The following is a 9,569-nucleotide window of genomic DNA, read 5'->3' as shown; positions in this document are numbered from 1 at the left end:
CGCTGCGGAGACTGCTGCGTAAAAAGCTCCTGCTTGCCGCGAAATTCGCCAAGGTCGGCGAGATACCAGGAAGTGCTGGCAGGAACGGAAATATTTTGTGCGGAAAAAAGTTTAAGTGTGGTCATGTGGAGCCCAACTGTCTGATGGGTCATGGCTGCGAAGGTGATGCAGATATGAGTAATCGGGCCCGACTGTGCCAGCCTGTAACCATTGAGGATATTTAAGCGTGCTTCGGGCAATCGAATGAAGACCTTGGGATACTGCTGCTTGTTTCGCTCGATCAGCAGCTACCATATGAGCAAATGCACCGGGCATATCTTCGTCTCCTTTTTCTTGAGCGCCGACCCACTTGAGATTTGTTGGCGCTCAATCACGAAGCAACGCGGTGAAACCCACCTGCTCGAAGTGTCGGTCATGCGCCAGCGCCTCCGAAATTCCTCGTGCCTTCATGATCTCGAATGAGGCGCAATCGGTGAGGCTCCACTCCTTGTCAGCCATCTTTTTGTACAGGTCGAAAGCTTCCCGAAATTGGATGGATGTTTGCGGAACGACTTCGACATTCGGATTAGTGCGGATAGCATCCACCCCGCGTATTGCGAAAACCCTTTCCGGCAGGGGCGACAGGGCCGCGAGCAGTTCGTCCAGCACCATCTCGGTCGTAAGTATTCGAAACTTGCCGAGATCACTCGAAATCGCACGAGCCTTTGCATTCAGATTGTCTTTCGGATTTAGCACCGCTTCCCAATAGCCTGTATCCGCAAAGACTACCTTCATTTGTCCTCCGAACCGCGCCGATAAACAATTTCGTCGATTCGCACTGACAAGTCGCTTGGAACGCCGTCCCAAGTTCCCTCGGGTGCGGACTCACCAATCGCAGCCAGTTGTTCCCAAATTGGAATCGCGGTTTCATCGAAACCCTGGTCTACCAACGCTGCAGGGGTCACCATATTTACACGCGAGAATTTTTTGATTTGCCGGTCACTGGTCGCGAACTCGGCCACGCCTTGAACACGAAGGCGCAGAGATCGGTGATTGCGCAGCGCATCAAGCACTTCCGATTCCTGCTCAGGGCTGAAGCGCCCGCTGACCAAGGCTTCCGTATCATCAAGCTGGAGTGAGAAGGTTCCCGGTCCCACGTTGGCCATACGGACTTCGCCAATGACGTCCACCACATCCTCGTAAGTCGGCCCGACCCACTCGGTCAGCCGTTTGCGGGCTTTGGCGGTATAAGCCGCCTCGGTGGAACCATGGCGCGAACGAGTGAATAACACGTCGTCAGCCCGAAGCGATTTTCCGAAATCCCTAAACAGAGGGATCACATTCGAGGGTAGCGCATCAGGTAACAATTCATCATCGTTCGCGGCAGCGATGGCCGCGTCGATCAAATCGGCGGCCTCGTCGAATTCGTCCAGGTTGCCCCAGTCCAATTCGCTCTGATCGTCCACGCGGACTCTTTGCAGCGGAACAACTGCGGAGCCATCCTCCAGTCGGTTGAACTGGAGCCGGAAATCCTCCTCGAACCCCCTGGGAAGCCGGACACGATCCGGATTTTTACGGCGCCAGAGTTCCTTCGCGCATTCGACGATCAGATTGCGATAGGCAATCAGCTCTTGCGTGCATTCGACGTCAAGCGCATGTCCTTCAAATCGCTTCCCATCGAAACGCAACGAAGCGAGGTCTGTCGTGATGTCTGTAGCCATGATGGTTCCTCCAGAGGGCTATTCTCCCGCTATTGCGGATTATGCGATAGTCGTTTTCTTTCTCGTCATAGTTATCCCACGCTCACCGGCACAAGCACCATCGTATCATTGCCGAAGATGTCGATCACTTTCACGGCGACGGTGTAGCGGCCAGCTTTGGTATAGGTGTGGGGCGCGGAGATGAATTCCAGGTCGCGGTCTTTGCGGGTGCGGAAGCTTTGCCATTCGTTTTCGAAGATGTAGCTGCCGGTCCAGCGTTCTTCGAATTCGCCCTCTCCCGGCCTCTGGCCACCCTCTCCCGCTTGCGGAAGAGGGGTTGGGGGAGAGGGTGCGTCAGCCTCCACCGCCACCTTGATGATCTCCTTGCGGCTCATGTAGTCGAAGTCCACGGCCCAGTAGTCCACCCAGTCGGTCCAGTTCTTGGTGAGGATGTCGCGGGTGACGACGCCGTCTTTGTCCTTGCTCACCTTGATGAGTTGGCCCTGTTCGCAGACGACTTCACTCTTGCCGTTTTTGAGGCTCGCGGCGGCGGCTTCGGCCGCGCCTTGGGTGTAGTAGACGGAGAAATCCGTCAGTTCGATCTGGAGCGTGAACTTGTCCTTTTTGTGATAGCGCGGCGTGGCCTCGATGAAGCTGACATCGAAAAAAACCACCTGCCCCTTCTCGACCGCGCGCTTGTCGAACACCTCGGGAGGGATCTGTTTCGGCACGAGATCAATGCCCTTTTGTTTCGCTTCGTCCAGCACCGCCGGGAACAGGCCCATCTCGAACTCGAAGGCGAGCATGTCCACGCGCGATGCGCCGCGCTTGCGGCATTCGGTGATGACTTCCTCCACGAACAGCCGGCCCACGGGCAGATTGATCGGGCCGACGACGACCAGACGACCAGCGTTCTTGCCGTGGAAGAAGCTCTCGCCTTCCAGCGGCTGCGCCTTGTACGCGCGCAGGATGAGATCGCGGAACTCGCGTTCCTTTTGTGCCAGCGCCTGTTCCTTCTGCTTGCCGGTCAACCGGCCGCCGACGTTGAGATAGGCTTGACGCTCGTAGCGGCCGAGGTTCAGCACCTCGAAGGCACGGAACGGCTTGCCGGACTCCTTCAACTCGCGCTGCACACCGATCAGGCGCTTGCGCGTGGTGTGAATGCCGAACTTGCCGAGGTCGGTCGCGATCCACTTGCGACCGAGCTTCTCCGCCACCGCCGCCGTGGTGCCAGAGCCGCAGAAGAAATCGGCGACGAGGTCGCCTTCGTTGCTGCTGGCTTTGATGATGCGTTCGAGCACAGTTTCGGGCTTTTGGGTGGGGTATTGTGTATCTTCGCGCGCTTGCGAATTGACTGCCGATAGGTCGCTCCAAAGATCTGTCGCAGGAATCCCCGGCATTTCATCAAGATAAAGCTTCATCCGTGGCATCTTTCCTCCCGTCAAAACGATCTTGCCAGCATCAAAAAGTTCGTTCATTCGCGGTTCGGTGAATGACCAGCAACGAGAACCAACTGGCCGCACACCACGCCATTCGTATTTTTGGCTCTCGGAAGCGCGCGACATGGGTGCAGTTACATCTCGCAGGGTAAAGCGTCGTCCGGTTCCGGGCTCAACTGACGAATAGTGGGATTCGATGTAGTCCTTTGAATAAGGCTGATATGGGCCATTCCAGATGTAGCGGTCTGAGCGCGTGGCAACAATAATTCTGTCAGTCACGGTGGCGTAGCGAATCCCGACATTTCCGTGTGCCGTAGCACGCTGCCAGACAATTGAGCAAAGGACGCGATCCCGTCCGAACACTTCACCCATTGCCAGCTCGATGAAGGGAGCCATGTTCGGCGCCATGTGCAGGTAGATGGTTCCGTCCTCCGCCAGCAAATCCCGCATGAGGATCAGCCGCTCGTAAATCATCGAAATGAACGAATCCGCCCCGCGTCCCCAGGTGTCGCGGTAAGCGATCTGCTCCAGCAGGTTCGGTTCCTTATGGAAGGTCTCGCCGCCGATCTCGATGTCCATGGAGAAATCGGCGCCGACGTCGAAGGGCGGGTCGATGTAGATGAGCTTGAGGCCGCCCGCGTCCTCGATCTGACGGCGCAGCGCACCGCTCTTGAGCGAAGAGAGTATCAGCTTGTTGTCGCCCCAGATGAGCTTGTTGGTCCAGCCCTTGAGCTGACGGCCGCGGGTGTCGAACATGTCGAGCGTGCCGAGTTCCGGTTTCTCCTGGCGCGGCTCGTCCACATGCTCCAGTGACTGGAACGGCAGCACCGTGGTGCAGACCTCGCGGTTCTTGCCGTTCCACACCAGCTCCACCTCGCGCTTGTCCGCGAACAGGATGAAGCGGTATTTCTCCGGCAGCGCCTTGCCCTGCTGGATGAGCTGGATCAGGTCGCGCTTCTCGGCGTCTGAAATTTCGTACGCTTCTTTGGGCGGTTTGGCCATAAGTCAGAGCTATAAGCGGCTAAAGAGTTGGTCTTCGGTCAAAAACACGTTTTCGCATGTTAAATAAGCCATTGTTTTCTAATTTATTTTAAATTTTCTAAAGAGATTCAGCCGGGTTTTCTGCTTTAGACGCGACCAAATGCCAGCGGGCCCACCGCCTTTTACCTGTCACCTGGATACGTCCTTCCTCCCGCAACTCGTGGAGCAGGGCCTGAACTTTCGAACTGGAAAGGGCCGGGAGAACCTGCGTGAGATCGCTCAAGGGGCTGCCGTCCGCATTGTTATCGCGGATATGTTTCAGGAGCAATTCTTTATTGGTGTCATGATCCAGCCCCCGTTTGCGCGTGTAGTCGCCTTTTTTGCCAAGCGCGGCATACAGGCTGCGCGACAGCAGATGGCGTACGCCACGGCCGCGGCCGTGCGACTCCACAATCCCTGCATCGATCAGCGCGGGTATTCGCGTTTGCTGTGCCGGCGTCAGCGGTTGTTCGCGCCTCAAGGCATCGAGGATGAGAAAATCGTGCGTGGAAAAGCTCCGCAGGCGTTCCTCGCCCACCCGTTCCAGAAACCGGATGAAGGCGGCATCTTGTACCGTACCTTCCAGAATCAGGCGCACCTCATGGGATGAAGAGCTGGTGACGTCCGGCAGCGGTTTGCTATGACGGATAGCCGCCTCGAACATCAAATTCATTCCCTGGCCCGAGCGTTCAATCAGACCACATCGGCCCAAGGCCTCGGAAAGCCTTCGGTTACGAGGATTTTGCTGATCCAGGATATTGTCCGGCGAAATACCGGGCGGAAAACCGCCCGGGCTTACTATTTCCAGCCGGCGGGCGTACTGACGCACGAATATCGAACCGCCCAACCGATAATCGCGATGGGCAACCGCGTTGAGCAGGGCCTCACGGATCGAAGTTTCGTCAAAAGTCGGAATGTCGTACCGGAACAAACCCTCCTGATAGCTTTGCCGATCATTGCGGAGATTGATGCGTTCCCAGAGCGCATCCTGAAAGAGGAAGAACCCTTCCCGGAACTCGGCGCGATCCTGCGCGGGGCCGGATGCCTCCGACGAGTGGTACTCGAAGATGACTTCCGCTTGCGGCAAATACCGGCCAAGCGCCTGCCGTGTTCCGAGCAAAATCAACGCTGCATTGTTCAGGCGCTCATCCACGAGCAACTCGGCGCTGGACAGAAGCTCGGCATCGTTCCATTCCAGAATACGCGGGTTTGCGGCCTTCCTGGACCAGCGGCGGCGATATTCCGAAAGCGCTTCTGTTGAAAGATCGGATATCGCCGCGGCGCTGGGCTCGGCTGTGTGATCAGGACCCGCCTCTGCAAATATGGCTCGCAGTTCGTTTGGAGGAATCGGCACCACATCATCCCCGGCCCGGCGCAGGTAACGCCCTTTGTACTCCCACGCCGTTCCCGGCAATCGGCCTGGAACATGCACCAACAAAAGACGTTTGCCTTCGTACCGTGTTTCTTCGACACGTATACGATGGCCCAGCCTCTCATAAAGCCCGGCTTCCGCGCGGCCAGGCTCTGCGAACGCCGTTGTTCCAACGACCTGACGCGGGCGACGATCCGTTACGCCAAGCACGATTTTTCCGCCGCCCTCATTGGCAAGAGCAACGCAGTAATCCACCAGTTTTTCGAAGTGGAAATTGTTGGATGCCGATTTGAATTCGAGCCTTTCGCCTTCCGGCTCGGTCAACAGGCGGGCTATCTCGTCAGGTGTCGTCATGTTTGATTGGCGCAAAAAATTGCAGCGAACCTGAGAAGCCCTTGGCTGGCAATACCAGAGGTCGGGTTGCCCAAATAACCAAATACAGGAAGTTTATGTCCGCGCATCGTAACAATAATAACTTTGGGTAACTTTCATATATATCATCTGCTCAGGCTTGGTATTCGGTGAAGCCTGCGGCCAGCGCGGCAAAGTTCTTGGGCGGGTTGCGCTCGTAGCCTTGCTGGTCCACGTACACAAAGCGATACGCTGGACCGCTCTCTGGCTGACTCGCCTGTGACGCGTCCGCGCACCACTGCCGCAGGCGCGTCATCTTCTGCGGCAGGTCGAGTTCCGCGCGGCCCTTGGTCTCGACGATCCAGACCGTGCCGTCGGTGGTCTTGACGATGAAGTCCGGCGTGTAGGTGGAGAGATCGCCGTCGGCCTTCACGTAATCGATCTTGAAGCCAACGGCGAGATAGTTCTTGGCAAAGGCCATGACATCGGTCGCGTTGTCGAGAAAACCGGCGAAGGCCAGTTCGAAGCCGCCGGCATGCGGCTCGCCAACGATCTTGCTGAACAGCGATTTCTTCGGCGCGAGGTAGGGGCGGTTCTCGGTGCGGAAGGGGCGCGTGTCGCGCAGGCGGATGCGGTCTTCGATGCGCGATGAGCCATTGTCCCGCACGGTAAGCGCGTTGATGGCCTTCTTGAAGGTATCGAACAGAATCTTCCCGGCATCGGGCTCGGAGAGGTTGCGCAACACCACGGGGTCTTCGAGGTTGACTGGCGAGGCCTCGAACAGGTGCTCGGCCATGAAGGCTTTCACCTTTGGGTAGAGCAGGTCGTAGCCGCCAACGAGCCGCAGTTCCTTCAACAACTGCCGGGCGAAAAATCCCACGACCGAACGATAATCGGCCGGCCCGGCACCATCGAGCAGGATGGTGTGGTGGACTTCGGCATCCAGCATGGTCTTGAAGACAATCTCGCGGGTTTGCTCCGGCGTGAAGGGCTTGAGCGGGAGCTTCACGTTGCCGAAAGTTGCGGGATCGAGCGCTTCGAGGTCCTTGAACTCGCGGTTGAACCGCCGGGAAAGTTTCGGCAGTTCGATATCCAGCGCGTCGATGTTCTTATCAGTGTTCTGAGTATCCACTTCGACCACCAGCGAGTCCTTGCGCTCCGTGCCCGGACCCATGGGTTTGTACTCAAAGTCCACGCCCTGCTCGGTCTTGAGCGATTCAACAAATTCCATGAAGGCGGCCGTGCCCATGACCGAGACGGTTTCAGACGTGTCCGAGCCGAAGTACATGCGGCGCAGGCCTCGACCAAGGGTTTGCTCAGGGAGGATATTGCTCTTGGCGACGTAGGCACGCAGGCCGACAATGGTGGTGACGTTACGCACGTCCCAACCTTCCTTGAGCATCAGCACGGAGACGATGGCTTTGACCGGGCTTTCCCAGGAATCTATCGCATTGGCTTCATAACGGAGCTTTCTTAATTCATCCTCGTTTTTGCTGGACGCGGCTTCGGATATCTCACCGTTGCTCTTGGTGTGGATGACGAGCACGGCGTCGCCTTCGAGTTCTGGACAAATCTTGCGCAAGTATTCGCCAGCCTCGTCGCAGTTGCGAGTGTCGTCCACCATGACGAACAGCACCGCTTTCTTACCCATGACCTCGTGCTCGGCATAGCTTTTGCGCCACTCTTCAATGCCGAGTTGCAGGTAGTCGGCATAGCGCTCGGTAAAGATTGCACTCTTGTGCTCCTGCAATCGTGTACGGCTGGCGGCATCCGGTAGCACCGGGTGCTTGACGACGTTCTGATAGATGGCCTCGACCAGCGGGTAGTCCGAGACAGTCTGAACGAAGATCGCGCCGTTGTCGTGCCGGGGCGTGGCGGTCACGTCCACTTGCAAGGCCAGGCGGCCATCTTTCTGCAACATCCGGTGATGAATGTCCTGGATGCTCTTGAACCAGGCCATCTTCGGATCGTGGATGTGGTGGGCCTCGTCATTGAACACAGCCAGCTCGTCAATCTCGCGAACGATCTCGCCCAGATCGGCCTTGCTATCGGTCGTCTTGCCCACCGGCTTGGGGCCGAAAGGATTAAGAAAGTAGTCGCGCAGATCATCGTCATCCAGCGAGGGCTCGCGCACGTCGCCGAGATAGACGCGATGGATGTTGGTAAGAAACAGATTTCCGGTTTCCCTCACAACCCGGACATCGTCCTGAATATGCAGCGTGATCTGAAAATCGTCTCGCCAGTTGTAGCCGGCATGACCGTTGTCCGGAAGAATGGGGTCGTTGAAGAAAATGCGTAGACCATCGAAATCGGCGCGCAGGCGGTCGAGGACGATGATGTTCGGGGCAATAAGGAGAAAGTTTCGTGCTAACGTCGAGTCGGTTTCATAGAGCTTGTGGAAAAAACTCCACGCGATAAGCAGAGACAGCACTTTCGTCTTGCCCGCGCCGGTCGCCATCTTTACAACGTAGCGCGGCCAGTCCTCGTCGAACATGTTCGTCGAAACGGCGCCCGAGGCGTCGTAGCGTAGCAGATCGAATTTGTCCCGCACCTTGCGCACATCGTGCAACCAGATCACCGTCTCCACCGCTTCGCGCTGCGCGAAGTAATAACGAAACGGTGACAGCGTGCCATCGGCCTGCTCGGCCAAGTGGTCGGTCTCGAACCACCAGTTCAGGAGCGCGCGCGATGTGTCTGAAACATCCGCATAACTCGCGCTCCGCCACGCTGAGACCTCGCTGCGAATCTTAGCGACCAGTGGCGGCAGCAGCTTCTCATAGGCCGTGCTTCGAAGTTCTTCGGCAGCCGGAAACCAACGCTGGTCCGGCAGTAATTCGGCGTAGGGCGATTTTGGGAACTCAGGGTGTAGCGCCATGGGTCACGATACTCTTATTTTTCTCCCCACGGCGCGAAACCGATGGGGCGCTTCTTCTTCGGCTCCGGCGGCGTCATGAGTTCGCGGATGGCGTCGAACACCACCCTGAATTGGGCATCGTATTTCTTCTCCAGCGTCGCGAGCTTGCGCGCGAGATTGGCATGCGAGGCAGAGCATCTGCCGCAACCGCACGAAGGCGCGTATGATTTCGATGTTGACATGAACAGCGCGATCGCTGTGCAGGACACTGGACAACATCGCGGCGCCCTGTTCCGTAAAAGCATAGGGCGGGTAGCGTCTCCCGCCGCGTCCGCTCTTTTCGTTTGAGGTCACAATTTGTGACCTCAAACGGCCAGTTCTTTGGGGGACAACTGAAACATGAAATCATCGGGAAACCGGTCCAAGTTTCGTTTGACGGCCTGTACCAGCACTTTGGTCTCTACGCCATAGAGTCCAGCGAGATCCGTGCTTAGCAATACTTTCTGACCACGCAACAAAAAGATGCGCTTTTCAATCTGCTCAAGCGGAATTACAGATTTTTTCGCCGTCATTCCCTGGCCCGGTTGTTATGTTTATGGCTTGGGCAGTGTAGGGGATTCCCTGCACATCCTCAATTCGGGCGTTTGAGGTGAATGGCACTTAACTTAAGCCTAAATGTAGGGCGGGTTAGCGTAATTTGCGTAACCCGCCAGGCGTTGCGCAGCAACACATGACATGCTTTACGCAATACCCGATGGCACATCCGGCGGGTTACGGCACAAACGACGTGCCTAACCCGCCCTACATCGGTTATGAAACCGCTTATGTAAGTGCCATTCGTGTTTGAGGTCGCA

The 9,569-nt window shown here is 57.0% G+C and carries 5 protein-coding genes and 2 pseudogenes; all 7 read right to left on the bottom strand.

Features of this window, described 5'->3' with window-relative positions; translation table 11 throughout:
• Positions 1 to 239 (bottom strand): annotated as a pseudogene (locus Q7S58_RS08130) (hypothetical protein); the annotation flags it as partial.
• A gap of 127 nt (positions 240 to 366) precedes the next feature.
• The gene (locus tag Q7S58_RS08125; RefSeq protein ID WP_304823250.1) at positions 367 to 774 is read right to left on the bottom strand and encodes a type II toxin-antitoxin system VapC family toxin; all 408 of its coding nucleotides are present in this window, start codon (positions 772 to 774) and stop codon (positions 367 to 369) included.
• Positions 771 to 1,700, bottom strand: a complete 930-nt coding sequence (locus Q7S58_RS08120) for a hypothetical protein (protein WP_304823247.1) — start codon at positions 1,698 to 1,700, stop codon at positions 771 to 773. Before Q7S58_RS08120 ends, Q7S58_RS08125 begins: the two co-directional genes overlap by 4 nt.
• A 71-nt stretch (positions 1,701 to 1,771) precedes the next feature.
• Complete coding sequence (locus tag Q7S58_RS08115; protein ID WP_304823244.1) at positions 1,772 to 4,120, bottom strand: DNA methyltransferase; 2,349 nt, start codon at positions 4,118 to 4,120, stop codon at positions 1,772 to 1,774.
• Positions 4,121 to 4,217: 97 nt separating this feature from the next.
• Positions 4,218 to 5,864, bottom strand: coding sequence for an ATP-binding protein (locus Q7S58_RS08110; protein ID WP_304823241.1), 1,647 nt, complete (start codon positions 5,862 to 5,864; stop codon positions 4,218 to 4,220).
• Positions 5,865 to 6,015: 151 nt separating this feature from the next.
• Positions 6,016 to 8,736: a DEAD/DEAH box helicase gene (locus Q7S58_RS08105; RefSeq protein ID WP_304823238.1), complete on the bottom strand. Its 2,721-nt coding sequence runs from the start codon at positions 8,734 to 8,736 to the stop codon at positions 6,016 to 6,018.
• A 14-nt stretch (positions 8,737 to 8,750) separates the two neighbouring features.
• Positions 8,751 to 9,287: pseudogene (locus tag Q7S58_RS22130) on the bottom strand (ORF6N domain-containing protein).
• Positions 9,288 to 9,569 lie beyond the last annotated feature (282 nt).

This window comes from Candidatus Binatus sp. (assembly GCF_030646925.1).
Taxonomy (GTDB): domain Bacteria; phylum Desulfobacterota; class Binatia; order Binatales; family Binataceae; genus Binatus.
Note: the sequence above shows the minus strand (reverse complement) of the source record. Positions and strands in the feature narration are given on the sequence as shown.

Excerpts from the sequence above, each read along its gene's own strand:
- Q7S58_RS08125 (WP_304823250.1), bottom strand. The coding sequence starts at position 774 with ATGAAGGTAGTCTTTGCGGATACAGGCTATTGGGAAGCGGTGCTAAAT.
- Q7S58_RS08110 (WP_304823241.1), bottom strand. The coding sequence starts at position 5,864 with ATGACGACACCTGACGAGATAGCCCGCCTGTTGACCGAGCCGGAAGGC.
- Q7S58_RS08115 (WP_304823244.1), bottom strand. The coding sequence starts at position 4,120 with ATGGCCAAACCGCCCAAAGAAGCGTACGAAATTTCAGACGCCGAGAAG.
- Q7S58_RS08120 (WP_304823247.1), bottom strand. The coding sequence starts at position 1,700 with ATGGCTACAGACATCACGACAGACCTCGCTTCGTTGCGTTTCGATGGG.
- Q7S58_RS08105 (WP_304823238.1), bottom strand. The coding sequence starts at position 8,736 with ATGGCGCTACACCCTGAGTTCCCAAAATCGCCCTACGCCGAATTACTG.